This is a genomic window from Arenimonas aestuarii (assembly GCF_054781715.1).
The window spans coordinates 806,054-831,339 of sequence record NZ_BAAGTW010000004.1 but is presented as its reverse complement, the minus strand read 5'-3'; the positions used below and the strand labels follow the sequence as shown (position 1 = coordinate 831,339).

Sequence of the window (25,286 nt, the reverse complement as noted above, 5' to 3'; positions counted from 1 at the left end):
ATGTCCGCCAGCCAGCCCAAGGTGGGCTTCGTCAGCCTCGGCTGCCCGAAAGCCCTCGTCGACTCCGAACGCATCCTCACCCAGCTCCGGGTCGAGGGTTACGACATCGTGCCCAGCTACGACGACGCCGACGTGGTGGTGGTCAATACCTGCGGTTTCATTGATTCGGCCGTGACCGAAAGCCTGGATGCCATCGGGGAGGCCCTGGCCGAGAACGGCAAGGTCATCGTCACCGGCTGCCTGGGCAAGCGCCCCGAGCAGATCCTGCAGGCGCATCCGGACGTACTGTCGATCAGCGGCCCGCAGGACTACGCCAGCGTGATGTCGGCCGTGCATGCGGCCCTGCCGCCCAAGCACGACCCCTTCGTGGACCTGGTGCCGGACTACGGTCTCAAGCTCACCCCCAAGCACTACGCCTACCTGAAGATTTCCGAGGGCTGCAATCACCGCTGCAGCTTCTGCATCATCCCCTCGATGCGCGGCGACCTGGTCTCGCGCCCGGTGGACGAGGTGCTGCGCGAGGCCGAGAAGCTGGCGCGCGGCGGGGTGAAGGAACTGCTGGTGGTGTCCCAGGACACCAGCGCCTACGGCGTCGACCTGCGCTACCCGGAGCGCGAATGGCGCGGCAAGGCCTACCAGACCCGCATGAAGGGCCTGTGCGAAGGCCTTTCCGAGCTGGGCCTTTGGACCCGCCTGCATTACGTCTACCCGTATCCGCACGTGGACGACATCATCCCGCTGATGGCCGAAGGCAAGGTCCTGCCGTACCTGGACATCCCGTTCCAGCACGCCAGCCCGCGCATCCTGAAGCTGATGAAGCGCCCCGGCGCCGTGGAAAAGACGCTCGAGCGCGTGCAGCGCTGGCGCGCCATCTGCCCGGAGCTGACGATCCGCAGCACCTTCATCGTGGGCTTCCCCGGCGAAACCGAGGAAGACTTCGAACAGCTGCTGGCCTTCATCGACCAGGCCGAACTCGACCGGGTCGGTGCCTTCGCCTACTCGCCGGTCGACGGCGCGGCGGCCAACGCCCTGCCGGACCCGGTGCCGGAAGAGGTCAAGCAGGAGCGGCTGGCCCGCTTCATGGCCCTGCAGGCCGAGATCAGCGCCGAGAAGCTCGAGCGCAAGGTCGGCACGGTGCAGCGCTGCCTGGTGGACGCCATCGACGGCGAGCTGGCCATTGCCCGATCCATGGCCGACGCGCCCGAGATCGACGGCCTGGTGCAGATCCAGGACGGCGAGGCCGCGGGCCTCAAGCCGGGCGACTTCTGCGACGTGCGCATCATGGGCAGCGACGAACACGACCTGTTCGGCCTGGTCGGCGACGGCGACGAGTGAACCGGTAGGGGCGCTTTCCGGGGCCCCTACGGAACGTCTTCGTAGATTACGGTGATGACCACGTAACGCGCCGGCCCCGCCGGCAGCTGCACTTCGAACTCATCGTCCACGCGCTTGCGCAGCGCCGCGCGCGCCAGCGGGGAATCGACGCTGATCCAGCCGGCCTTTGCGTCGGTTTCGTCCGGCCCGACGATGCGGTAACGCACGCTGTCGCCGCTTTCGACGTCCTCGATCTCGAACACCGCGCCGAAGAAGATCGCGCCCTGGTCCGAGGGCGGGCCTTCGGCGACCTTCAGCACCTCGATGCGTTTGGTCAGGTAGCGCACGCGGCGATCGATTTCGCCAAGCTGCTTCTTGCGATAGGTGTACTCGGCGTTTTCGCTGCGATCGCCCTCGGCCGCGGCCTCGGCCAGGGCCTTGACGACCGCCGGCCGCCGCACGCGCCAGAGCTCGTCGAGCTCGGCGCGCAGGCGGTCGAAGCCGGCGCGGGTGATGATCGCCGTGGATTTTTCGCCCGGCGGACGCCAGCGAGCCATGGCTCAGTTGGCGACGGGCGCGGCCGGGATGTAGGTCAGCGGTGAATCCGGACCGATCGGCAGCTCGAACCAGATCCAGATGCCGAACATGATGCTCCAGCCGATCAGGAACACGATCGAATACGGCAGCATCGTCGCCACCAGGGTGCCGATGCCGGCCTTGGGCTCGTAACGCTGGAAGAAGGCAATGATCAGCGCGAAGTAGCTCATCATCGGCGAGATGATGTTGGTGACGCTGTCGCCGACGCGGTAGGCCACCTGGGTCATCTCGGGCGAATAGCCCAGCAGCATGAACATCGGGATGAACACCGGCGCCATCAGCGCCCACTTGGCCGAGGCCGAGCCCATGAACAGGTTCACCACGGCGGTGAGCAGGATGAAACAGATGAACAGGGGGATCGTCGGCAGGCCGAGGGCCTTGAGGAAATCCGCTCCCTCGACGGCGAAGATCAGGCCCAGCTGGGTCCAGTTGAAAAACGCCACGAACTGGGCCGCGAAGAACACCAGCACCAGGTAGCCGCCAAGCGTGCTCATGCTGGCGGCCATGCCCTTGATGACGTCGCTGTCGGACTTGATGGTGCCGGCGCCGACGCCAAAAGAGATGCCCGCGATCACGCCGTAAAGGAAGATGATGACCACCACGCCGCTGAGGAAAGGCGAACGCAGAAGGTCGCCGGTCTGGGCGTCGCGCAGGAAGCCCGCGCCGGGAATCATTCCCTGTGGCAGCGCGGACCAGATCAGCAGCAGGGTGAACAGGCTGACGGCGATCGCCGCGTACCCCATGCCCCTCAGTTCGGCGGGGCTCAGGCGCTGCGACTCGGGTTCGACGTCGTCGGCCGTCTTGATGACCTGGGTCGGGGCATCGGTAAAGCGCGGCGCGACGATGCGTTCGGTGACGAACCAGCCCAGCAGCGTGATCACCGGCGTCGAGGCGATCATGAAGTACCAGTTCGCCAGCGGGCTGACCGTGTAGTTCGGGTCGACGATGCGCGCCGCTTCCTGCGACAGGCCCGACAGCAGCGGGTCGATGGTGCCGATCAGCAGGTTGGCCGAATAACCGCCGGATACGCCGGCGAACACGGCGGCCATGCCCAGGATCGGGTGCCGGCCGGCGGAGATGAAGATCAGCGCGCCCAGCGGCACCAGCAGCACGTAGCCGATTTCGCTGGCCATGTTCGACATCACGCCCGCGAACACCAGCACCGGCGTCAGCAGGAACCTTGGCGCCGCCAGCACCAGCATGCGCAGCGAGGCACCGATCAGGCCGCTGTGTTCGGCCACGCCGATGCCGATCAGCGCGACCAGGACCACGCCCAGGGGCGCGAAGCCGGTGAAGTTGGTGACCGCGCCGGTGAGCATGCGGTGCAGGCCCTCGATGCTCATCAGGTTCACGGGCGAAACAACGTCGCCGGTGGACGGGTGCGCCACGCTCAGGCCGGCCATCGACGCCACCCAGGACAGCACCACCACGCCCAGCGCCAGCAGGGCGAACAGGGTGGCGGGATGGGGCAGGGCATTGCCCCCGCGCTCGACGATGGTCAGGAAGCGGTCCATGAGGCTGCGCTTCTTGGTCGCGGAATCGGCCATTCAACTCTCCGGGGAACGTGGGTGGGCCGCCATGACCGGCCCGGGGCGCCCGACTATAACCGAGGGTGGGCAGGCATCGCCCGGGATGTGGATAATCGGCGAGGTCTCGCAGGGGGAACCGAACATGACGATGTTCCTGGCCATCGTTGGCCTGGTGCTGGTGCTCTGGGTCGTATTCACGTTCAACCGGCTGGTGCGCCTGCGCAACCAGGTGCGGGCCGGCTGGAGCGACATCGACGTACAGCTGATGCGCCGCCACGACCTGGTGCCGCGCCTGGTCGAGGCCGTGCGCGCCTACGCCGGGCACGAGAAGACCGTGCTCGAGAACGTCACCGAACTGCGCGCCCAGGCCATGCAGACCTCGTCGCCGGCGCGCCTGGCCGGGCTTGAGGGCCAGCTCGAGGCCGGGCTGGGCCGGCTGATGCTGCTCAAGGAGGCCTACCCGGACCTCAAGGCCAGCGAAAATTTCCTTAAGCTGCAGAACGACCTGGTCGAGGTCGAGGACCACCTGCAGTACGCCCGGCGCTTCTACAACGGCGCGGTGCGCGCCAACAACGACGCCGTGCAGCGTTTCCCCGACCTGGTGGTGGCACGCAGTTTCAGCTTCGGCGAGTCGGAGTTCTACGAAGCCGACGAAGGTTCGCGCGCGGCGCCGCGGGTGTCGGCATGAGCCGCCTGCTCGCGCTGGCCGCCTGCCTGCTGCTGGCGTGGGTGGCCCCGGCCGCCGCGCAGGAACGCATCAAGGCCTACCACGCCGACATCACCGTGCTGGCCGACGGATCGATGGAGGTCACCGAAAACATCACCGTGCGCGCCGAGGGCAACCGGATCCGGCGCGGCATCTACCGGGATTTCCCGACGCGCTACAAGGACCACCTTGGCAATCGCTACGTGGTGGATTTCGAGGTGCTCGGCGTCAAGCGCGACGGCGAGCCCGAGGCCTGGTTCACCGAAACCCGGTCCAATGGCGTACGGGTCAATACCGGTGGCGACAACTTCCTGCCGGTGCCCGCTGACTTCACGTTTTCGATCCGCTACCGGACCACGCGCCAGATCGGATTCTTCGACGAACACGACGAGCTGTACTGGAACGTCACCGGGCTTGGCTGGGACTTCAGCATCGAGCGCGCCAGCGCCACGGTGACGCTGCCGGCGCCGGTCGCGCCGGGAGACATGCGGCTCGAGGCCTACACCGGCCGCGGCGGCGAGCAGGGCAGTGACTACGTCGCCCGTGCAGCCAGTCCGGGCGTGGCCGAATTCGAAACCACGCGGACGCTGGGGAGCTACGAAGGACTGACCCTGGTGGTCGGGTTCCCCAAGGGCCTGGTCGAAGAGCCGTCGACGAGCCAGCGCCTGGCCTGGCTGCTGCGCGACAACGGCGGCATCCTGGTCGCGCTGGCCGGCCTGGGGCTGCTGCTGCCCTGGTACCTGCGCAGCTGGCACCGGGTTGGCCGCGACCCGGCGCCGGGCTCGATCTTCCCGCGCTACGAGGCACCGGAAGGCTTTACCCCCGGTGAACTGCGCTACCTGTGGAAGCAGGCCTACACCGACCGTTGTTTCGCCGCCGACATCGTCCACCTGGGTGTGCAAGGGCTGGTGCTTGTCCAGCAGGATGCCGCCAAGGACTGGGCGCTCGAACGCACCTCGAGCGCCGAGCCGGCCGCTTCGGAAGCGCAGCGACAGCTGCTGGAGAAGCTGTTCTCCAAGGGCAACCGGGTCGAGCTGGAAAACACCAACGCGTCGGTGATCGGCGGCGCACGCATGAAGCACCTCGCCGCGCTGGACAAGCGTTTGCACCCGGCCTACTTCAAGCGCAACGGCCTGCCGTTGCTGCTGGGCTGGCTGTTCTCCTTCGGCTACGGCGCCCTGGCCTTCCTGGTGGCCGGCGGCAGCGGTATTCCCTTCATCGTGCTGCTGCTGGTCCTGACCCTGGTGGCGCATCTGGTCTTCGGCTACCTGATGAAGGCGCCGACGCCGAAGGGCCGCGAACTGCTCGATGCCATCGAAGGCCTGCGCCTGTACCTGGGCGTGGCCGAACGCGACGAGCTGGCCCGCCTGGCCAAACCGGGTGGGCCGGAGGCGCCGTCCCCGGACCCTGCGCGTTACCAGGCCCTGCTGCCTTATGCGCTGGCGCTGGACGTCGAAGAGGCCTGGACCAAACACTTCACCGCGGCGGTGGGTGCGGCCCAGGCCGAGCAGACCGCGCGTTCGATGGGTTGGTACCGCGGTTCGACGGCGTCCATGGCCAGCCTGGGGGCCATGAGCAGTTCGCTGGGCAATGCGCTCAGTTCGCAGATCTCGTCCTCGGCCTCGCCGCCGGGTTCGAGTTCCGGCGGCGGCGGCGGCGGGTCGTCGGGCGGCGGCGGCGGCGGTGGCGGCGGTGGCGGGCGCTAGGCCCGGCTCAGCGCTTTTTCCCGCCCAGCAGTCCACCCAGCAAGCCGCGCAGGATCTGCCGGCCGATGCCGTTTGCCACCGTGCGCGTGGCCGATTTGGCCGCGGCTTCGACGGCGCCCTGGCGGCGTTTGGTGCCCCAGAGGAACTCGTCGAACTTCGAGCGTGGTTCCGGCTCGGCCTTGGCCGCCGGGCCACCCGCCTTCGCCGACGGCGCCTCGGTGGCCGCGGCCTGCTCGGCGCGCGCGGCCAGCATCTCGAAGGCCGACTCGCGGTTCACCGCCGTGTCGTATTTGCCGCCGACCGGGCTTCGCGAGCGCACCAGTGCACGCTCTTCATCGGTGATCGCGCCCATGCGGCAGCGCGGCGGGCAGATCAGCGCCCGTTCGACCGGCATCGGCACGGCCTTGGCCATCAGCATCGATACCAGGGCCTCGCCGACGCCGAGTTCGCCGATGGCCTTGGCCACGTCCACCTTCGGGTTTTGCACGAAGGTTTCCGCGGCCGCGCGCACGGCCTTCTGGTCGCGCGGGGTATAGGCGCGCAGGGCGTGCTGCACGCGGTTGCCCAGCTGGCCCAGCACTTCGTCGGGCACGTCGTCGGGATTCTGCGAGCAGAAATACACGCCCACGCCCTTGGAGCGGATGAGCCGCACGACCTGTTCCACGCGCTGGCGCAGCGCCGGCGGGCAGTCGTCGAACAGCAGGTGCGCTTCGTCGAAGAAGAACACCAGCTTGGGCACGTCCAGGTCGCCGACTTCCGGCAGGGTTTCGAACAGTTCGCTCAGCAGCCACAGCAGGAAGCTCGAATACAGACGCGGGCGCAGGATCAGCTGGTCGGCGGCGATCAAGTTGATGACGCCGCGGCCGGACATGTCCTGGCGCATCAGGTCGGCCAGCTGCACGGCTGGCTCGCCGAAGAACTGCTTGCCGCCGTCCTGCTCCAGGCGCAGCAGGGCGCGCTGGATCGCCCCCACCGACTGCGGGCTGACCAGGCCGTACTGCTTCGAGATGTCGGCCCGGTTTTCGGTGACGAAGTTCAGCAGGGCACGCAGGTCGTCCAGGTCGAGCAGCAGCAGGCCGTGGTCGTCGGCCAGCTTGAAGGCGATGTCCATCACGCCCGACTGGATGTCGTTGAGCTCGAGCATGCGCGACATCAGCGGCGGCCCGACTTCCGATACGGTGGTGCGCAGCGGGTGGCCGAGTTTGCCGTACAGGTCCCAGAACACCACCGGGCTGGCTTCGTTGGTGTATCCCTCGATGCCGATCTGCTGCACGCGCGCGGCGATCCGGTCGTTCATCGTGCCGGGCATGGCCAGGCCGGCGATGTCGCCCTTCACGTCGGCCATCACCACGGGCACGCCCAGGCGCGAAAAGCCTTCGGCCATCACCATCAGTGTTACCGACTTGCCGGTACCGGTGGCGCCGGCGACCAGGCCGTGGCGGTTGCCGTACTTGCCGAGAAGGTGCACGGGCAGCTCGCCCTTGCCGATCAGGAGGTCGCTCATCCGGGTGGAGCTCCGCTGGGGGTTGGCCTGATTCTAGCCGCTGACCGCGCCTTGCCGGCACCGCGCCCGGGCCGCTAGGCTGCGCGCCTTACCCGCCCTGTCCGTGAGCCCCGATGCCTCGTTTCCTGATCCTGGCGACCCTGCTGCTGTTGCTGTTCGCCAACGCCGAGACCGAGGCGAGGGGCACGCCCAAGCGTGTCGAGGTCCTCTACCAGGGCCTGGACCAGGCCAACGGGGCCTACCGGGCCGGGCTCGAGCAGCTGCGCGCCGGCGAGAGCGATGCGGGCCGCGAGGCCATGCGCCAGGCCGCCGCCGACCTGATGGACGGTGCCCGCCGCTGCCAGGACACCCGGGGCTGCGACGTCGAACGTTTCATTGGCGCCTACGACGCCCTGCTGCAGCACGGCGCCACCCAGCTGGCCGGCGACGGCGAAGGTTTCGGCGCCCCCCGCGAGGCTGGCGCCAGCCGGGGCGAAGGCGGCGTGCTGGCGACGATGCCGGCGTCCGGCCGTGCCGTGGCGATGCTCAACGGCCGCGACCTGCGCGAAGTGATCGAGCTCAACGAGCCGGTGCGCGCCGCCATGGCCGAGTGGCTGACCTGGATGCGCCCGCAGCTGATCACCAGCTGGGAAAACTACCAGCAGATGCGTTTCCTGATGTGGCCCGAATACGAACAGGCCGGCCTGCCCGAGGCGCTGTTGTTCGGCATCCTGGCCAAGGAGTCGAACGGCCGGGTGCACGCGGTGTCGCGTGCCGGCGCCGCCGGCCCGATGCAGTTCATGCCGGCCACCGGTGCGCGCTTCGGCCTGGGCTGGCGTGACGGGTTCGACACCCGCTACGACCCGCAGCTGGCCGCCCGCGCCAGCGTGCTCTATTTCAACGAGCGTTTCGCCGAACTCGGCGACGACCTGGCCTTCGCCGTGGCCGCCTACAACGGCGGCGAGGGCAGGGCGCTGCGGCTCAAGCGCGAAGCCGGCGACAAGTCCTTCTGGGATCCGCAGGTTTATGGCCAGCTTCCGCCGGAAACCCGCGACTACGTGCCCTACGTGCTGGCGGCGGCCTGGCTGTTCCTGCACCCGGAGGACTATGGCCTGGAGTTCCCGGCCGTGGACGGCGCCGCGACGGTGATGAAACTGCAGGCGCCGGCGTCGATCTACCAGCTCTCGATCTGCCTGGGTGGCCCGCGCGACGGCTATTTCCGCGCCCTGCGCAATCTCAATCCGCGCTACGAACCGCACGCCGCCATCGCGGCCGGGACCGAGCTGCGCGTGCCCGTGGTCGTGCCGCCCGAATACCAGGCCCACTGCGTGAGCGGTCCGCGCGCACAGATCGCCGCCAACCTGATGGCTGCCAGCAAGCCCACCGTGCTGGCCACGGCCACGCGCAAGCCGGCCAGGACCTACCGGGTCAAGTCCGGCGACACGCTGAGCGGCATCTCGCGCCGGCACGACTGCGAAGGCCCGGTGGCCCTGGCCAAGGCCAATGGCCTGCGGGCGCCCTACGTGATCCGCTCCGGGCAGCGCCTGCGGCTGGTCGGCTGCGGCTGAGCGGACGGCCTGCTTCACATCGCGGGCGGCCGACGGCGCTAGGATCGGCGGATCGACCCGTGGGAGCCGCCCATGAGCCAGCGCCAGGACCCGGACGGGCGCCGCCTGCCGATCAAGCTCGACAGCACCAGCAACGGCGAGTTCACGCCGGTTCCGCTGGCGCCGGAGCACCACCATGCCAATGCCCTGGCCCATGACCTGGCCGAGCTCAACGCGCGCCGGATGGGCGTGTCGCGGCGCGGTTTCCTGGTGTCGGCCTGCGGCGCCGCCAGCAGCCTGCTGGCGATGAACGCGGCCTACGCCGCCGCGGGCAAGCGCGGCGGGTTCTTCCAGGTCCCGGCCGAGGCGGCGCTGGAGCCCGCGGCCGCCGAAGCGGCGGTGTCGGGAAAGGAATTCATCTTCGACGTGCAGGGCCATTTCGTGAACCCGACCGGCGCCTGGACCCGGGCGCTGCCCGAGGCCGCCAGGCCGCTGTCGGGGTTCGGGACGCAGGGCTGCGCGGCGGCGGCCCTGGGTGGCCGGCTCGACCACCTGCAGTGTTTCGGTCCGGACGCGTTCCTGCGGGACATCTTCCTGGACTCGGACACCTCGCTGATGGTGCTGAGCTTCGTGCCGTCGACGCGCGAGGGCGAGCCGCTGACGATCGAGGAGGCGGCGGCGACCGCGGCGATCGTCGAGACGATGCAGGGCACGCACCGGTTGTTCCTGCACGGCCGGGTGAACCCGAACCAGGCCGGCGACCTGGAGGACATGGACCGGCTGGCGGCGACGTTCCCGATCAGCGCCTGGAAGACCTATACGCAGTGGGGTCCGAACGGCGAACGTGGCTTCTGGATGGACGACGAGGCGGGCCTGGCGATGATCGAAAAGGCGCGCAAGCTAAACGTGCGCAACATCGCGATCCACAAGGGGCTTCCGTTCGGCCCGCGGAGCTACGAATACAGCACCTGCGCGGACGTGGGGCGGGTGGGCAAGCGTTTCCCGGACGTGAACTTCCTGATCTACCACTCGGGTTTCGTGACCGACACGCCGGAGGGGCCCTACGACCCGACGCGCAAGGACGGCATCGACGCGCTGGTGACGTCGGTGCGCGAGGCGGGTCTGGGCAAGGGCAGCAACGTGTACGCGGAGCTGGGTTCGACCTGGCGTTTCCTGATGCGCGACCCGGACTCGGCGGCGCACGCCCTGGGCAAGCTGCTGTTGCACCTGGGCGAGGACAACATCCTGTGGGGCACCGATTCGATCTGGTACGGCAGTCCGCAGGACCAGATCCAGGCATTCCGGACGTTCCAGATCAGCGCGGAGCTGCGCGACGAGTTCGGTTACCCGGAGATCACGCCGACGATCCGGGCGAAGATCTTCGGGCTCAATGCCCTGAAGATCTATCCGGTGGCCCGCGATGTGCTCGACCAGCACCTGCGCGGCGACGCGGTGGCCCGGGCCCGCGAGAACTACCGCAACGACCCGGACCCCAGCTTCCTGACCCACGGCCCGCGCACCCGCCGCGAGTTCCTCAACTTCAAGGCCTGGGGCGGCTGAGCCCGCGTTTCTGCAGGAGCGTCTTCAGGCGCGAATCTCTTGCCCTTGGCCTTTGGCCAAGCAAATCGTTGCCACCGAGCGTGTCGCGAGTGGAGGCGCCGCGCATTCGCCCCGGCCGACACGCCGCAAGTACGTCCATGTAGGCTCATCGTCGACATCCATGTTTCCGATGGTCGGCCGGGGCGAACGCGCGACACCTCCTCAACGCCACGTCGTGGCCGATGGGAAAGCGGCTCCCCGGCAATCGGCGCGATGGCCGGAGCTTGCAGCGCGGGCGGGCGCTGCGTTCTTGATCTCCTGGCGGTCCCGACGCTGCCTCCACACGCGAGACGAGCGGGGGCGACACTTGGCCGAAGGCCAAGGGCAAGAGATTCGCGCCTGAAGGCGCTCCTGCAGGGAGGTGCAGGAGCGCCCGGGGGTCAGTCGGCGAGAGAGTCCCAGCCGGGGCGGGGGGTGAAGCGGTCGCCGTGTTTGGCGGCCAGTTCCTGCAGGCGGGCCTTGAGCTTGGCCGCGCCGACGGCGCGGATGTGCTGGATCGGGCCGCCGCGGAAGGGCGCGAAGCCCGTGCCGAAGATCACGCCGGCGTCCAGCAGGTCCGCGTCGGCCACCACCCCGTCGTGCAGGCAGCTCACCGCCTCGTTGAGCAGCGGCAGCAGCAGACGGTCCTCGAGGTCCTCGGGCGCCGTGTAGTCGGCCGGCACCGGCGGTTTCACCGGCTTGCCGTTTTCCCACGTGTACAGCCCCTGGCCGTCCTTCTTGCCGCGCTTGCCTTCTTCGACCTTGAACGCGTCCGGCAGCGCCTGGCCGTGGAAGTCGGCCATGATCTTGCCCACGCTCGCCGCCACGTCCAGGCCGACCGTGTCCACCAGCTCGATCGGACCCATCGGCATGCCGAACTTCAGTGCCGCCTTGTCGATCACCGGGCCCGGGATGCCCTCCGAGAAGGCGATGATGGCTTCCTGCATGTAGGGCGCCAGGATGCGGTTGACCAGGAAGCCCGGCGTGCCCGCCACCGGCACCGGCAGCTTGTCGATGGCGCGGCAGAAGGCGGCCAGTCGGCGCGCGGTTTCCTCGTCCATGGCGTCGTGCTGCACGATCTCCACCAGCGGCATCAGCGCCACCGGGTTGAAGTAGTGCAGGCCGGCGAAGCGCGAAGGATCCTTGCGGCCCTCGCGCAGCTGTTCCAGCGGGATCGACGAGGTATTGCTGACCAGCAATGCGCCCGGCTTCAGGGCTTCTTCGACTTTGGCGAACAGTGCCTGCTTGGCTTCCAGGTTCTCGAAGATGGCTTCGATCACAAGGTCGGCCTGGGCCACGCCGGCGCCTTCGACGTCGGCCTTCAGACGCTCGCTTGTTGCCTTGCGCTTGGCTTCGTCCTTGACCTTGCGCTCGAACAGCTTGGCGGCGCGATCGAGCGCCGGCTGCACGTATTTCATCTCGCGGTCCTGCAGCGTCACCTCGAAGCCGCGCAGCGCGCACCAGGCGGCGATGTCGCCGCCCATCACGCCGGCGCCGATGACGTGCACCTTCTGGATGCCGTGGTCTTTTCCGCCCAGGCTCTTGAGCCGGTCCATGAGGAAGAAGACCCGTACCAGGTTGTGCGCGGTCGGCGTGCCGGCCAGCTTCACCACCGACTTCGCCTCGGCCTTCAGCGCCGCGTGCACGCCCAGGCCGCCGCTGCGGCGCCAGGTGTCGATCAGTGCGTAGGGCGCCGGGTAGTGTTCCTTGCGCGCCTTGCGGGCGACCTGCTTGCGCATCTGCGGGGCAAGGATCGCGCGGGCCGGGCCGGTATTGGTCGCCCAGGCCAGGAAACGCTGCTTGAACGGGCGGGTGGTGCCGCGCTGCGCGAGCTTCACCGCTTCGTCGAGCAGCAGCGCCGGTTCAACGACCTTGTCGACCAGGCCCATGGCCTTGGCCGCGGACGCAGACAGGCTGCGGCCGGTGAGCATCAGGTCCATGGCCGCCGGGGCGCCGACCAGGCGCGGCGCGCGCACGCTGCCGCCCCAGCCCGGGTAGATGCCCAGTTTGATCTCGGGCAGGCCGATGCGGGTTTTTTCGTCGCGGCTGGCAACGCGGTAGCGGCAGGCCAGGGAAATCTCGGTGCCGCCGCCCATGCAGTGGCCGTGGATGGCCGCGACGGTGGGGCAGCGCAGCTCGGCCAGTTTCTGGAAGACCAACTGGCCATGGCGGATCCAGGCCTCGGTCTGGCCCTTGGCCGCGATGTCCTCGAAGCCCTTGATGTCGGCGCCGGGGATGAAGCCGGCGGCCTTGCCGGAAATGATGACCACGCCCTTGGGCGGCTCGAGCGCGATGCGCTCGACCATGGCCTCGAGTTCGTCGAGCACGGCGCGGCTGAGGGCATTGACGTTCTGGTCGGCGCGGTTGAGCGTCAGCACCAGGATGCCGTCGGGGCGAGGGTCGGCCTGCCAATGGGCAAGGCGAAGTCCGTCGAACATGGCGGGCTCCATACGTGGGGGTAGGGAAGGAAGACCGTATCATCCCGGTGGGACCCCGGGGGGTCAACGCCGGCCGCAGGCCCGGCGGAACTTTTCCGGGCCACGGATGTCCATGAAGCGGCCCGGATGGCCGCAGGAGCAGCGGCCCGGATGGGCGACAACGAACAGGACCTGGCCCTCGTCAAGCGTGTTCAGGCAGGCGACAACGCGGCTTTCGACCTGCTGGTGCGCAAGTACCAGCACCGGATCGGCGCCGTCATCTATCGCTTCGTGCCCGACCATGCCGAGGTCCAGGACATTGCCCAGGAGGCCTTCATCCGCGCCTATCGCGCGATGGCGGGCTTCCGTGGCGACGCCCAGTTCTATACCTGGCTCTACCGGATCGCCGTGAATACCGCCAAGAACCACCTCGCCGCCGCCAAGCGTCGCCCGCCCACCGCCGACATCGCCGCGGAAGACGCCGAGCACCACGCCAGCGCCGGCCGGCTGCACGACCACGACACGCCCGAGCACCAGCTGCTGCGCGGTGAAATCGAGCAGACCGTCACCGACACCGTTGCCGCGCTGCCCGAGGAATTGCGCCAGGCCATCACCCTGCGCGAGGTGGACGGCCTGAGCTACGAAGACATCGCGCAGCTGATGCAGTGCCCGATCGGCACCGTGAGATCCCGCATTTTCCGCGCCCGCGAGGCTATCGACGCCCGCTTGCGCCCCCTGATGGACACAGAGCGAGTCCGCCCATGACCCCGCCCGACCAGAAACTGCTTGAAGACCTCTGCGCCTGGATCGACGGCGAGCTGCCGCCCGACCAGGCGCGCTTCCTGGAGCGGCGCATCGGCAACGAGCCGGCGCTGCAGGCGCAGGTCGAACGCTGGCAGCTGGCCTCGGCGAGCCTGCGCGGCCAGCCGCTGCACCTGATGCCACATGGCCTGGCCGACCGGGTGGCGGCGGCCGTTCGCGCCGAGCCGGCGCCGCGCCCGCGCCATGGCTGGTCCTGGGCCGCGGGTATCGCCGCGGCGGTGCTGGGCCTGGCCTTGCTGCCGGGCCTGGTCGGGCAGGGTGGCTCGCCCGGCCTGCCGCCGGCGCCGGAGCTGGCGCGCAGCGAGGCCACCGTGCGGCCACCGCTGCTGGACCTGCCGACCACCCGCGTTTCGCCGGTGCCACGCGCGGACATTCGCGAGCTGGCGGCCGGACTGTCCGGCGAGCCCTCGGCGCGGCCCTGGCCGCGTTCGCCGCTGGGCCAGGACGATCGGGCGATGGAGGCCTACCTGGTCAGGCACAACGCGCTCATGGCCTCGGACGGCCTGGGCGGATTCATGCCGTACGTGGATGTCGTCGCACACGGCGAGCCGGGTGCCGGTGAACAGGCTGGGGAACAAGACCGCCCGTGAAACGCCTGCTGCTGATCGCCGCCCTGCTCCTGCTGGCCCCTGTCGCACTGGCGGCAACGGACGCGGCCGGCTGGCTGGCCAGGGTGGGTCCCGCGCTTCGCGGGCTGGACTACCAGGGCACCCTGGTGGTGGTGGCCGGTGGCCGCGTGGACACGCTGCGGGTGTTCCACCGGGTCGACGATGGCCGCGAACGCGAGCGCCTGGTGGCGCTGAGCGGCCCCGCGCGTGAAGTCATCCGCGACGGCAGCCGGGTGATGTGCATTGGCACCGGTGTGGCCCCGGTGGCCTATGACATGGGCCAGGCAGGCCGCTGGAGCGAAGCACTGGCGATCTCCGAAGCGGCGGGCCTGGACGGTTACCAGGCCCGGCTCGGGCAGCCCGGGCGCGTGGCTGGTCACGCCGTGCAACGCATCGAGGTGTTGGCGACCGACCCCTGGCGCTACGGTTATCGCCTGTGGCTGGAAAAACGCAGCGGGTTGCCGCTGCGCGTGGACCTGCTCGATGGCCAGGGCCGTTCCATCGAACAGGTGGCTTTCACCGACATCAGGCTCGACCAAGCGCCTGCCGACGCCGACCTGATGCCGTCGGCCCCGGCCGAACTCGAGCGGGTGTCGCCGCTGCCGCCGCACACCGGCAGCCAGGTGGGCTGGACCGTGCCGGCGCCGCCGGCCGGATTCCGGCTGCGGGCGACGCGGCCCTTGCCCGACGGGGGCGTGCATCTTCTCTACAGCGACGGGCTGGCCAGCGTGTCGGTGTACGTCGAGCGGGTCGGCGGGGGCCTGCGCGGCGACGCCCGCCGCCAGCGCGGCGCCGTGCATGCGCGTTCGTTCTGGCTCGATGGCTGGCAGGTACTGGCCATCGGCAAAGTGCCCGCGGCGACGGTGGATCGCTTCGCACGCACGGTCCGGGCGGTGACGGCGAGTGGCTGAGCGCGACGCAGAAGTCATCGGCGCGCACGGGCGGCGGCTGTCGCTGCGCTTGCTGGGCAGCGCCTGCGACGGTTGCGCCGGTGGCTGCGGCGGTCGCTGCAGCCTGTTTGCCGGCAGCGGCCGCGACGGATTCGAGCTCGAGGTGGACGACGCCGCCGATTTCCCGCCGGGCCGGCGCCTGCGGCTGCGGCTGGACGACCAGTCCCTGCGCCAGGCAGCCTGGCGTGGCTACGGGCGCGTGCTGCTGGGCCTGCTGGCCGGCGCGGCGGTCGGGCAGCTGGTGGGTCTGGCCTGGGGCCGCCACGTCGACGCGTTGACCCTTATCTGCCTATTGTCGGGAACTTTATTGGCGGCGCGCTTCTCCAAACCGCACCTGCCCGAGCCGGAGATCCTCCGGGTTGAGGCGGACACGAATACCGATCCACCAGGAGAAGCAAAGCGATGAAACCTTCCCTTTCCCGCATCCTCTTCCTGACGCTTTCGCTCGCTGCGGTTTCACCGGGCCTGCTTGCCCAGACGCGCGACACGGCACCGGCCGGGCAGACACTGCTGGAAACCCCCATCGTCAACCTGCCCGACTTCACCCGCATGGTCGAAGCCGTCGGCCCGGCGGTGGTCAACATCGAGGCCACCAGCGGCAACGAGGAGGAGCGCGACGCCGACGGCGCCCGCGGCGGCCCCCAGCCCATGCCCGAAGACATGCCCGAGTTCTTCCGCCGTTTCTTCGGCCAGCCTGGCCAGCCCGGCATGCCGGGCATGCCCGACCGCATGCCACGCGGCGGCACCTCGCAGGGCAGCGGTTTCATCATTTCCAGCGACGGTTACGTGCTGACCAACCACCACGTCGTCGCCGGCGCCGACCGCATCATCGTGCGCCTGAGCGACCGCAACGAGCTCGAGGCGACTCTGGTCGGTTCCGATCCGCTGTCCGACGTCGCACTGCTCAAGGTCGAGGGCCGCGGCCTGCCGGTGCTCAAGACCGGCGACTCGCGCAACCTCAAGGCCGGCCAGTGGGTGCTGGCTATCGGCTCGCCCTTCGGTTTCGAGCATTCGGTCACCGCCGGCATCGTCAGCGGCGTCGGCCGCCGCTCGCTCGACCCGAGCCAGCAATACGTGCCCTTCATCCAGACCGACGTGGCGATCAACCGCGGCAATTCAGGCGGTCCGCTGCTCAATACCCGCGGCGAGGTGGTGGGCATCAACTCCCAGATCTTCTCCAACTCCGGCGGCTACATGGGCGTGAGCTTCGCGATCCCGATCGAGGTGGCCATGAACGCCGTGCGCCAGCTGCGCGAAACCGGCACGGTCACGCGCGGCCAGCTTGGCGTGCGCATCCAGGACGTCGATCGCGACCGGCTGTCCGAGTTGGGCCTGGACCGGCCGACCGGTGCTTTCGTCGATTCCGTCGAGAACGGCAGCGCCGCCGACAAGGCCGGCATCCGCCCCGGTGACGTAATTACCGGCTTCAACGGTCGCGACGTGCTGCGCTCGTCCTCGCTGCCGCCGATGGTCGGCGCGCTGCCTCCGGGCAGTCGCGCCACCGTGACGGTGGTGCGCGAGGGCAGGGCCCGGGAACTGGTCGTCACCCTGTCGGCCCTGGACGTGGCCTCGGTGGGCCGGCCGGGCCGGACCGGCCGGCCGCCGACCCCGGACGCCACCCTCAATCCGCTGGGCCTGGAGGTCGCGGCCCTCGATGCATCGGCCCGTTCGGCCATGGGCCTGGGCGCCGGCGAAGGCGTGCTGGTGTCCCGGGTGACCGGGCTGGCGGCCCGCCAGGCCGGGCTGGCCCCGGGGGACGTGATCCTGAGCGTGGGCCAGGACGATGTGGGCTCGGTGGCCGAGTTCGAGGCCGCGACCGCCGACCTGGCTGCGGGTGACGAGGTCCGGCTTCTGGTCCGCAATGCCCGCAGTACGGGGTTCGTCAGCTTCGTCCTGCGCTGAACCCATGGCGTGCCCCGGTCGGCCCACGCGGGCCGGGCCGGGGGCGCTGTGCGATAATGGCGTGTTTATGGCCACGTACCGGTAACCCGACCGCCCCGCATGCAGCACATCCGCAATTTTTCCATCATCGCCCACGTGGACCACGGCAAGTCCACGCTTGCCGACCGCATCATCCAGCTTTGCGGCGGCCTGCAGGCGCGCGAGATGGAGGCCCAGGTGCTCGACTCGAACCCGATCGAGCGCGAGCGCGGCATCACGATCAAGGCGCAGTCCGTGTCCCTGCCGTACACCGCGAAGGACGGCGTCACCTACCAGCTCAACTTCATCGACACGCCGGGCCACGTCGACTTCAGCTATGAAGTCAGCCGCTCGCTGGCGGCCTGCGAAGGCGCGCTGCTGGTGGTGGACGCGGCCCAGGGCGTCGAGGCGCAATCGGTCGCCAACTGCTACACGGCGGTCGAGCAGGGCCTTGAGGTCGTGCCGGTGCTGAACAAGATCGACCTGCCCACGGCCGACATCGACAAGGTCAAGAAGGAGATCGAAGCCGTCATCGGCATCGACGCCGAGGACGCCATCGCCATCAGCGCCAAGACCGGGCTGAACGTGGTTGACGTGCTCGAGGCCATCGTCAAGCGCATCCCGCCGCCGAAGCCGCGCGAGACCAACAAGCTCCAGGCGCTGATCATCGACTCCTGGTTCGACAACTACCTGGGCGTGGTGTCGCTGGTGCGCGTCATGCAGGGCGAGATCAAGCCCGGTGACAAGATGCTGGTCATGTCCACCGGCCGCACCCACCTGGTCGACAAGGTCGGCGTGTTCACGCCCAAGCGCAAGGAGCTGGCCAAGCTCGGCGCCGGCGAGGTGGGCTGGATCAACGCGTCCATCAAGGACGTGCACGGCGCCCCGGTCGGCGACACCCTGACGCTGGCCAACGACCCGGCGCCGGGTCCGCTGCCGGGCTTCCAGGAAATGCAGCCGCGCGTCTTCGCCGGCCTGTTCCCCGTGGACGCCGACGACTACCCCGGCCTGCGCGAAGCGCTCGAGAAACTCAAGCTCAACGACGCCGCGCTGCGCTTCGAGCCCGAAAGCTCCGAGGCCATGGGCTTCGGCTTCCGCTGCGGATTCCTGGGCATGCTGCACATGGAGATCGTGCAGGAACGCCTGGAGCGCGAGTACGACCTGAACCTCATCACCACCGCGCCCACCGTCGTGTACGAAGTGCTGATGAACGACGGCAGCACGCTGCCGCTGGACAACCCGGCGAAGCTGCCGCCGCCGACCAAGGTGCAGGAGATCCGCGAGCCGATCATCCGCGCCAACATCCTCACGCCGCCCGACTACGTCGGCAACGTGATCAAGCTCTGCGAAGAGAAGCGCGGCCGCCAGGTCGGCATCAACTACCTCGGCTCCCAGGTCCAGATCAGCTACGAGCTGCCCATGGCCGAGGTGGTGCTGGACTTCTTCGACCGGCTCAAGTCGGTGTCGCGGGGTTATGCATCGCTCGACTACCACTTCGAACGTTTCGAGGCCGGCCCCTTCGTGCTGGTGGACACGCTGATCAACGGCGACAAGGTGGACGCGCTTTCCTCCATCGTGCACCGCAGCCACGCCGACCGCCGCGGCCGCGACATCTGCGAGAAGATGCGCGAGCTGATCCCGCGGCAGATGTTCGACGTCGCCATCCAGGCCGCCATCGGCTCGCAGATCATTTCGCGCTCCACGGTCAAGGCCATGCGCAAGAACGTGCTCGCCAAGTGTTACGGCGGCGACGCCACCCGCAAGAAGAAGCTCCTGGAGAAGCAGAAGGAAGGCAAGAAGCGCATGAAGCAGGTGGGCCGCGTGGAAATCCCGCAGGAAGCCTTCCTGGCCGTGCTCCAGGTGGACAACAAATAAGCGGCTCCGCCGCGAGGAAGCCACACGCGTGAAAATAGACCTAGCCCTGATCCTGACGTCCCTGGCCGCGCTGACCGGATTTGTCTGGCTCATCGACCGCCTGTTGTTCGCGCCCAAGCGCCGCCTGATGCAGGCCGAAGGCGAGGAGATCCACGAGCCGGTGGTGGTCGACTATGCCCGCCAGCTGTTCCCGATCATCTTCATCGTGCTGGTGCTGCGCAGTTTCCTGGCCGAGCCGTTCCGGATCCCGTCCAGTTCGATGATGCCGACCCTGCTCGTCGGCGACTTCATCCTGGTCAACAAGTTCGCCTACGGCATCCGCCTGCCGGTGATCAACACCAAGATCATCGACGTCGGCGCGCCCGAGCGCGGCGACGTGGTGGTGTTCCGCTACCCGGGCATGGGGCCGGACGATACCAATGCCGGTGCCGATTACATCAAGCGCATCGTTGGCCTGCCGGGCGACCAGATCACGTTTCGCGACCAGACGCTGCTGGTCAACGGCCAGCCGGTGCCCAAGCAGGCCGCCGGTGTCTACGTGGGCTCCGGCCAGGGCCGCGCCATGACCGGCGCCACCCGCTTTGAGGTCGACCTCGACGGCCGCGTGCACGCCACCCTGGAAACCAGCCCCTTCTCCAGCCCGCGCGCCGAAGGCGTGTGGGAAGTGCCGGCCGGACACTATTTCGCCATGGGCGACAACCGGGACCGCAGCGAGGACAGCCGCTACTGGGGTTTCGTCCCGGAGAAGAACCTGGTGGGCAAGGCCTTCGCCATCTGGCTCAACTGCGAGGGCTGGTTCTGCTCCGGGGCGTTTGACTACACCCGGATTGGCGATACCATCCGCTGAAAGGGGTGATCCCCGGGGGAGTGGACATGATTAGCAAGCCGCGTGGCATGACGTTGATGAGTTTCGTGATGGTCCTGGTGGTGGTCGGATTCTTCGCCTTGATCATCATGAAGCTGTTCCCGATGTACAGCGAGTACCTCAATCTCAAAGGGGTGATGGAGGAGTACGCGGCCCAGCCGAACTCCGCGTCCTCGCCACCGGCGAACATCTACCGCGACCTCGAGCGCCGCCTTGACATCGCCTACGTCAATTCGGTGAAGAAGGAGCACGTCAAGGTCTTCCGCGAGGGGGGCGTTGCCAAGCTCAATATCGCCTACGAAGTTCGCGTGCCGCTGTTCGGAAACCTCGACGTGATTGGCAAGTTCGACAATACCGTCGACCTGACCGGCCGTCCTCCGAGTGACTGACCCGATCACCCATCGATTCAGATCACCCGAACTGCTGCAACAGGCCCTCCGGCACCGCAGCGCCGGATCGCCGCACAACGAACGGCTTGAATTCCTCGGCGACGCCCTGGTCAACCTGGTCGTCGCCGAGGCGCTCTACGAACGCTGGCCCAAGGCCGACGAGGGCACCCTGACCCGCGCCCGCGCCAGCCTCGTCCGCGAATCTTCGCTGGCCGAACTGGCGCGGCGACTCCAGCTGGGCGAGCGGCTCGAACTCGGCCCCGGCGAAATGAAGAGCGGCGGCCACCGCCGCGACTCGATACTGGCCGACGCCGTCGAGGCGGTCATCGGTGCCGTGCATCTCGATGCCGGCTTCGAAGCCTGTCGCGGCATGGTGCTTGGCTGGTTCGAGGCCGCGCTGGACGACCTGCCCGCCGGCAAAGCCGAGAAGGATCCCAAGACCCGGCTGCAGGAATGGCTGCAGGGCCGCCAGCTGCCGCGTCCGACCTATCGCCTGCTCGAAACCACCGGCGACGACCACGCCCGCGTGTTCCACGTCGCCTGCGAAACCACCGATCCCCCGCTCGAGGAGCAGGCCGAAGCCAGCTCCCTGCGCGCCGCTGAACAACTCGCCGCCGAACGCGTGCTGGCGACGCTGGAGAAGAAGTGAATTCCCCCGAGTCCCCGCCCAACGCCTACCGCGCAGGCACCGTCGCCGTGCTGGGCCGCCCCAACGTCGGCAAGTCCACCCTGGTCAATGCCCTGGTCGGCGCCAAGGTGAGCATCGTGTCGCCGCGGCCGCAGACCACCCGCCACCGGCTGTTGGGCATCGCCAGCTTCGAAAACGGCCAGCTGCTGCTGGTGGACACGCCCGGCATCCATCGCGAACAGAAGCGGGCGATGAACCGCATGATGAACCGCGCCGCGCGTGGCGCCGTCGAGGGCGTGGACGCCGCCGCGCTGGTGATCGAAGCCGGCCGCTGGACCGAGGAGGACGCCCTGGCCTACGGCGCCCTGCACGCCGCCGGCGTGCCGGTGGCGCTGGTGGTGAACAAGATCGACAAGATGCCGGACAAGACCGCCCTGCTGCCCTTCATCGCCGAAGTCACCGGCGAACGCCTGTTCGCGTCGGTGCACCTGGTGTCGGCGCTCAAGTCCAAGGGGCTGGATGCCCTGGTCAAGGACCTGCTTTTCCTGATGCCGGAATCGGCACCGATCTACGGCGAAGACGAAATCACCGACCGTAGCGAACGTTTCCTGGCCGGCGAACTGGTTCGCGAACAGCTGATGCTGCGCCTGGGCGAGGAGTTGCCGTATTCGACCACCGTCGAGATCGAACGCTTCGAGGAGGATGGCGAGATGCTGCGCATCGCCGCCATCGTCTGGGTCGAGCGCGAAGGCCAGAAGCCCATCGTCATCGGCAAGGGCGGCGAACGCATGAAAGCCATCAGCACCGGTGCCCGCGTCGGCATGGAACGGCTGTTCGGCCGCAAGGTCTTCCTGGAAACCTGGTGCCGGGTGCGCGAGGGCTGGTCGGACGACGAGGCCGCGCTGCGGCGATTCGGTTATTCGGACTGAGCCATGCGCGTACTCGCGCAGCCGGCCTTCGTGCTGCACGCGCGCCCCTGGCGCGAGACCAGCCTGATCGTCGAACTGCTGACCCGTGATCATGGCCGGGTCGGCGTGGTCGCGCGTGGCGTGCAGGGCGCCAAGCGGCACCCGCTGCGCGCCGCCCTGCAGCCCTTGCAGCGGCTGCGCATCGACTTCCTGCCGCGCGGTGAACTGGCCCGGCTGCTGCAGGCCGAAGCCGTGGACGCGGCGCCGCGCCTGGCCGGCGAGGCGTTGATGGCGGCCTTCTACGTCAACGAACTGGTGCTGCGCCTGCTGCCGCGCAACGACCCGGCGCCGGAGTTGTTCGAGCGTTACGGCGAACTGCGCTCCCGGCTCGGCGACAATGCGGCACTGGCCTGGCAGCTGCGACGTTTCGAACGCGACCTGCTCGAACTGCTGGGTTACGGCCTGTCCTTCGAGGCAGGCGAGGACGGCGAGCCGCTCGACCCGGCCGCGCGCTACCTGCTCGACGCCGAACGCGGGGCGCTGCGCGACCGCAGCCATGCGCCCGGTTCCACGTCCGGGGCGGCGCTGCTGGCCCTGGCCCAGGACCGGCAGCCTCCACCCGAGCAACTGCAGGAATTGCGCGGCGCCCTGCGCGGCGTGCTGGCCACGCACCTGGGTCCGGCCGGGCTCAAGTCCTGGGGGCTGCTGTCGGAACTGGCACGGCTCGGCCGCGACTAGGGCATCGGGGCGCCTGCCAGCAGGCGCGCCGAACAGGCGTCAAATCGCTGTCGTGCGCCGGCATCCCCCGGCGTCGCGTACAGGGCCCGAACCGCTGCCAGCAGGGGCAGGGCGCCGACAAACCCGCAGCTCGCCTTGAGTCGGTGCAACTGGGCGCGCGCGGCGGTTTCGTCACCTGACTCGCAGGCGGCCAGAACCTGTCGCCGCTGCTCCGGCAACTCGTCCAGGAACAATCGGCGCAGTGTCTGCAGCGCCGTCGCCTGGCCAGCCACCGCGGCCAGGCCCGCGACCTCGTCCCAGGGGGGCAGCAGGTCCGGCGGCAGCACGGCCGCCACGGCCGCGCGCAGCTCGGACAGGGCCAGGGGCTTCGCGAGGACGCGAAGGAATCCCCGCGCGTCCGCGCCCGGGTCGGCGCTAAGCGCCAGGGCCGGCGTGGCCAGTCCGTCGGCGCGAAGCCGGGCCAGCAGCGCGTCGCCGCGGCCGTCGGGAAGCTGCAGGTCGAACAGCCAGAGCGCATGCCCGCCGCGGGCCGCCAGTGCGGCTGCCTCGGCGACGTTCGCCGCCTGGTCCACCCGGGCCGGCAGCGATTCAAGCCCCGCCCGCAGCGCGGCCGCGCTGGTGGGGTCGTCTTCGAGCAGCAGCAGGCGCGGGATCAAAGGCACTATGCTGGCCAGCATGCGGCGACCGATCCGACTCGGCAAGTTCCTCAGTGGCGCCCTGCTGGCGCTGGCGCTGCTGCCCGCGGCCGCTCGCGAATTGCAGCTGCAGGTCGGCGCCGTGCGCAACGACGTGGCCAGCCTGGAAAACGTCAGGGTGACGCTGGACTGGCCCGAGGGCGCCGCGACCGGGGAACTCGCGCTGGAAGCATCGCGCCTGCAGGTGCCGACGCTGGGACAGGATTTGCGCACGGTGCGCTGGCGCTGCCCGCTGTCGCGCGACCCGGACGGCCAGTGGCAATGCGAGGGCCCGGTCAGCGCGAAGGGCGGCAGCGGCTCGCTGGCCGTATCGCTGTCCGCGGCCCGCATCGACGCGCTGCTTGCCGCCCGCGGTAGCGGGATTGAATATGCCTGGCGCGCGGGCGCGCCCGATCGCCACCAGGTGGACCTGCGGGCGGTGCCGGTCGCCTGGCTTCGCGCTTTCCTGGCGACGCTCTGGAAGGACGGCCAATGGACCGGCGGCCAACTGGATGGCGCGGTTTCGCTGCGAACGGGCGAAGCCCTGTCCGTGGACGCGGACCTCGGGCTCGCGGACGTCGGGCTGGAAACGCCCGATGGCTGGCTTGCCGCCGCCGGCATGAAGGGCCGGCTGACGGTGGATTACCAGGGCGACGAACGCCGCCCGCGCACGGCCATTGGCTACACCGCGCGCGGCGGTGAATTCCTGGTCGGCAGCCTCTACGTGCCGCTGCCCGGGACGCCGGTGCAGGTGGAGGCCGAGGTATTTCCGCGCGAAGGCGGCGGCTGGGACCTGCCGGCCTTTTCCTGGCGCGACGGGCAGGTCTTGCAGGCCGCCGGTTCGGCGCGGCTCGATGCGGGCAATGCACTTAACGACATGGAGCTCAGGCTTTCCCTGGGCGACCTGGCGACAGCCCGTGACCGCTACTTGAGCGGTTTCCTGGCTCCCGCCAGCTTCGGCGACCTGGTACTGACAGGGGGGCTCGAAGCGCAACTGCGCCTGGACGGCGGCCAGTGGCGTTTCATGGCGCTGGGCCTGGAGCGCGTGAACGCCATCGACCCGCGCCAGCGATTCACCCTGGCCGGCATGCACGGAAACCTGCGCTGGAACGCCGGCGGCGCGCCAGAGGCAGGCGAACTTGCCTGGGACAGCGCGGCGCTATTTGGCATCGGCCTGGGCCATGCCCGGCTGGGTTTCACCAGCGCCGACGGCCAGCTGCAGCTGGCCTCGCCGGTATCGATCCCGGTGCTCGACGGTCGGGTACGCCTGGACCACCTGCACTGGCAGCCGCCCGGCGATGGCAAGGGCACCCGCTTTGCGCTGGGCGCGACGCTGCAGGACCTGGACCTGGGCAGCCTGTCCCAACGCCTGGGCTGGCCGGCCTTCGAGGGCAGCATCAGCGGCCGCATCCCGGCGGCGCGTTACCAGGACAACCGGCTGGCGCTCGACGGCGGCCTGACCATGGAGCTATTTGGCGGCTCCGTGGCGCTGTCGAGCCTGGAAATGGAGCGGCCGTTCGGCGTGGCACCGACCCTGTCGGCCGACGTGGTGATCGAGGACATCGACCTTGAACCGCTGACGGCGGCCTTTGGTTTTGGTTCCATCACCGGCCGGCTCGATGGCCGCATCGCCGACCTGCGCATGGTCAACTGGTCGCCGGTGGCCTTCGACGCGCGCCTGCAGTCGGATCCGGACTGGAAAGGCCGGCGCCGGATCAGCCAGCGCGCGGTCGAGGACATTTCCAAGGTCGGCGGCGGCGGCGGACTGATGGGCGGCCTGCAGGCGCAGGCGCTGCGCCTGTTCGACGACTTCCGCTATGCCCGCCTTGGGCTGGCCTGCCGGCTGCGCGACAACGTCTGCCAGATGGACGGCGTGGATTCAGCGGGTGATGGCTATACCATCGTGCAGGGAGCGGGCCTGCCGCGTATCCAGGTGGTGGGTTTCCGCCGCCGCGTCGACTGGCCCACGCTGGTGGACCGCCTCAAGGCGGCCACCGAAGGGCAAACCCCGGTCATCCAATAGAGGGCAAGA

Annotated in this window: 22 protein-coding genes; 17 read left to right on the top strand and 5 right to left on the bottom strand. The window is 69.2% G+C overall.

Annotated features, from left to right (window positions below):
* Positions 1–1,335, top strand: a complete 1,335-nt coding sequence (gene rimO, locus ACYVJH_RS04790) for a 30S ribosomal protein S12 methylthiotransferase RimO (RefSeq protein ID WP_460453501.1) — start codon at positions 1–3, stop codon at positions 1,333–1,335.
* A gap of 26 nt (positions 1,336–1,361) precedes the next feature.
* Here the strand turns inward: rimO and greB are convergent, their stop codons facing one another.
* Entirely contained in the window at positions 1,362–1,871 is a 510-nt protein-coding gene (gene greB, locus ACYVJH_RS04785) for a transcription elongation factor GreB (RefSeq protein ID WP_460453500.1), read from the bottom strand.
* A 3-nt stretch (positions 1,872–1,874) separates the two neighbouring features.
* Positions 1,875–3,458 (bottom strand): AbgT family transporter, encoded by a 1,584-nt coding sequence (locus ACYVJH_RS04780; RefSeq protein WP_460453499.1) that lies wholly within the window; start codon positions 3,456–3,458, stop codon positions 1,875–1,877.
* Positions 3,459–3,582: 124 nt separating this feature from the next.
* Here ACYVJH_RS04780 and ACYVJH_RS04775 point away from each other — a divergent pair, with 124 nt between their 5' ends.
* Both ACYVJH_RS04775 and ACYVJH_RS04770 read left to right on the top strand, forming a co-directional pair.
* Positions 3,583–4,128, top strand: coding sequence for a LemA family protein (locus ACYVJH_RS04775; protein WP_460453498.1), 546 nt, complete (start codon positions 3,583–3,585; stop codon positions 4,126–4,128).
* Complete coding sequence (locus tag ACYVJH_RS04770; RefSeq protein WP_460453497.1) at positions 4,125–5,852, top strand: DUF2207 domain-containing protein; 1,728 nt, start codon at positions 4,125–4,127, stop codon at positions 5,850–5,852. Before ACYVJH_RS04775 ends, ACYVJH_RS04770 begins: the two co-directional genes overlap by 4 nt.
* Before the next feature lie 7 nt (positions 5,853–5,859).
* Here the strand turns inward: ACYVJH_RS04770 and ACYVJH_RS04765 are convergent, their stop codons facing one another.
* Complete coding sequence (locus ACYVJH_RS04765; protein ID WP_460453496.1) at positions 5,860–7,356, bottom strand: helicase HerA-like domain-containing protein; 1,497 nt, start codon at positions 7,354–7,356, stop codon at positions 5,860–5,862.
* 113 nt (positions 7,357–7,469) lie between these two features.
* Here ACYVJH_RS04765 and ACYVJH_RS04760 point away from each other — a divergent pair, with 113 nt between their 5' ends.
* Together ACYVJH_RS04760 and ACYVJH_RS04755 are read left to right on the top strand one after the other, a co-directional pair.
* Entirely contained in the window at positions 7,470–8,903 is a 1,434-nt protein-coding gene (locus tag ACYVJH_RS04760; protein ID WP_460453495.1) for a transglycosylase SLT domain-containing protein, read from the top strand.
* 72 nt (positions 8,904–8,975) lie between these two features.
* The gene (locus ACYVJH_RS04755) at positions 8,976–10,442 is read left to right on the top strand and encodes an amidohydrolase family protein (protein ID WP_460453494.1); all 1,467 of its coding nucleotides are present in this window, start codon (positions 8,976–8,978) and stop codon (positions 10,440–10,442) included.
* Positions 10,443–10,861: 419 nt separating this feature from the next.
* Here ACYVJH_RS04755 and ACYVJH_RS04750 read toward each other — a convergent pair whose 3' ends face one another.
* A complete protein-coding gene (locus ACYVJH_RS04750) occupies positions 10,862–12,898 on the bottom strand; it encodes a 3-hydroxyacyl-CoA dehydrogenase NAD-binding domain-containing protein (protein WP_460453493.1) in 2,037 nt (678 codons plus the stop codon).
* Between the two features lie 150 nt (positions 12,899–13,048).
* Between ACYVJH_RS04750 and rpoE the strand changes: the two genes are divergently transcribed.
* The 11 genes from rpoE (at position 13,049) to recO (ending at position 22,580) form a co-directional block, all read left to right on the top strand.
* Complete coding sequence (rpoE, locus tag ACYVJH_RS04745) at positions 13,049–13,642, top strand: RNA polymerase sigma factor RpoE (protein ID WP_460453492.1); 594 nt, start codon at positions 13,049–13,051, stop codon at positions 13,640–13,642.
* Positions 13,639–14,289 (top strand): RseA family anti-sigma factor, encoded by a 651-nt coding sequence (locus ACYVJH_RS04740; RefSeq protein WP_460453491.1) that lies wholly within the window; start codon positions 13,639–13,641, stop codon positions 14,287–14,289. Before rpoE ends, ACYVJH_RS04740 begins: the two co-directional genes overlap by 4 nt.
* A complete protein-coding gene (locus ACYVJH_RS04735) occupies positions 14,286–15,218 on the top strand; it encodes a MucB/RseB C-terminal domain-containing protein (RefSeq protein ID WP_460453490.1) in 933 nt (310 codons plus the stop codon). The genes ACYVJH_RS04740 and ACYVJH_RS04735 overlap by 4 nt, the downstream gene beginning before the upstream one ends.
* A complete protein-coding gene (locus ACYVJH_RS04730) occupies positions 15,211–15,663 on the top strand; it encodes a SoxR reducing system RseC family protein (protein ID WP_460453489.1) in 453 nt (150 codons plus the stop codon). The genes ACYVJH_RS04735 and ACYVJH_RS04730 overlap by 8 nt, the downstream gene beginning before the upstream one ends.
* On the top strand, positions 15,660–17,159 hold the full coding sequence (locus ACYVJH_RS04725; protein WP_460453488.1) for a Do family serine endopeptidase: 1,500 nt from the start codon (positions 15,660–15,662) through the stop codon (positions 17,157–17,159). Before ACYVJH_RS04730 ends, ACYVJH_RS04725 begins: the two co-directional genes overlap by 4 nt.
* Positions 17,160–17,258: 99 nt before the next feature.
* Positions 17,259–19,052 carry a translation elongation factor 4 gene (gene lepA, locus ACYVJH_RS04720; protein WP_460453487.1) on the top strand — a complete coding sequence of 598 codons (1,794 nt, stop codon included), beginning with the start codon at positions 17,259–17,261 and terminating at the stop codon, positions 19,050–19,052.
* A gap of 34 nt (positions 19,053–19,086) precedes the next feature.
* Entirely contained in the window at positions 19,087–19,899 is an 813-nt protein-coding gene (gene lepB, locus ACYVJH_RS04715; protein ID WP_460454266.1) for a signal peptidase I, read from the top strand.
* A gap of 26 nt (positions 19,900–19,925) precedes the next feature.
* Entirely contained in the window at positions 19,926–20,306 is a 381-nt protein-coding gene (locus ACYVJH_RS04710; protein ID WP_460453486.1) for a DUF4845 domain-containing protein, read from the top strand.
* Positions 20,299–20,955: a ribonuclease III gene (rnc, locus tag ACYVJH_RS04705; RefSeq protein ID WP_460453485.1), complete on the top strand. Its 657-nt coding sequence runs from the start codon at positions 20,299–20,301 to the stop codon at positions 20,953–20,955. Before ACYVJH_RS04710 ends, rnc begins: the two co-directional genes overlap by 8 nt.
* Positions 20,952–21,863 carry a GTPase Era gene (gene era, locus ACYVJH_RS04700; RefSeq protein WP_460453484.1) on the top strand — a complete coding sequence of 304 codons (912 nt, stop codon included), beginning with the start codon at positions 20,952–20,954 and terminating at the stop codon, positions 21,861–21,863. The genes rnc and era overlap by 4 nt, the downstream gene beginning before the upstream one ends.
* A 3-nt stretch (positions 21,864–21,866) precedes the next feature.
* Positions 21,867–22,580: a DNA repair protein RecO gene (gene recO, locus ACYVJH_RS04695; RefSeq protein WP_460453483.1), complete on the top strand. Its 714-nt coding sequence runs from the start codon at positions 21,867–21,869 to the stop codon at positions 22,578–22,580.
* Here recO and ACYVJH_RS04690 read toward each other — a convergent pair.
* Complete coding sequence (locus ACYVJH_RS04690) at positions 22,577–23,257, bottom strand: response regulator (RefSeq protein ID WP_460453482.1); 681 nt, start codon at positions 23,255–23,257, stop codon at positions 22,577–22,579. The two genes, recO and ACYVJH_RS04690, sit on opposite strands and share 4 nt — an antisense overlap.
* On the opposite strand from ACYVJH_RS04690, the gene ACYVJH_RS04685 reads away from it, so the two are divergent.
* Positions 23,256–25,277, top strand: coding sequence for a hypothetical protein (locus ACYVJH_RS04685; protein ID WP_460453481.1), 2,022 nt, complete (start codon positions 23,256–23,258; stop codon positions 25,275–25,277). The two genes, ACYVJH_RS04690 and ACYVJH_RS04685, sit on opposite strands and share 2 nt — an antisense overlap.
* Positions 25,278–25,286 lie beyond the last annotated feature (9 nt).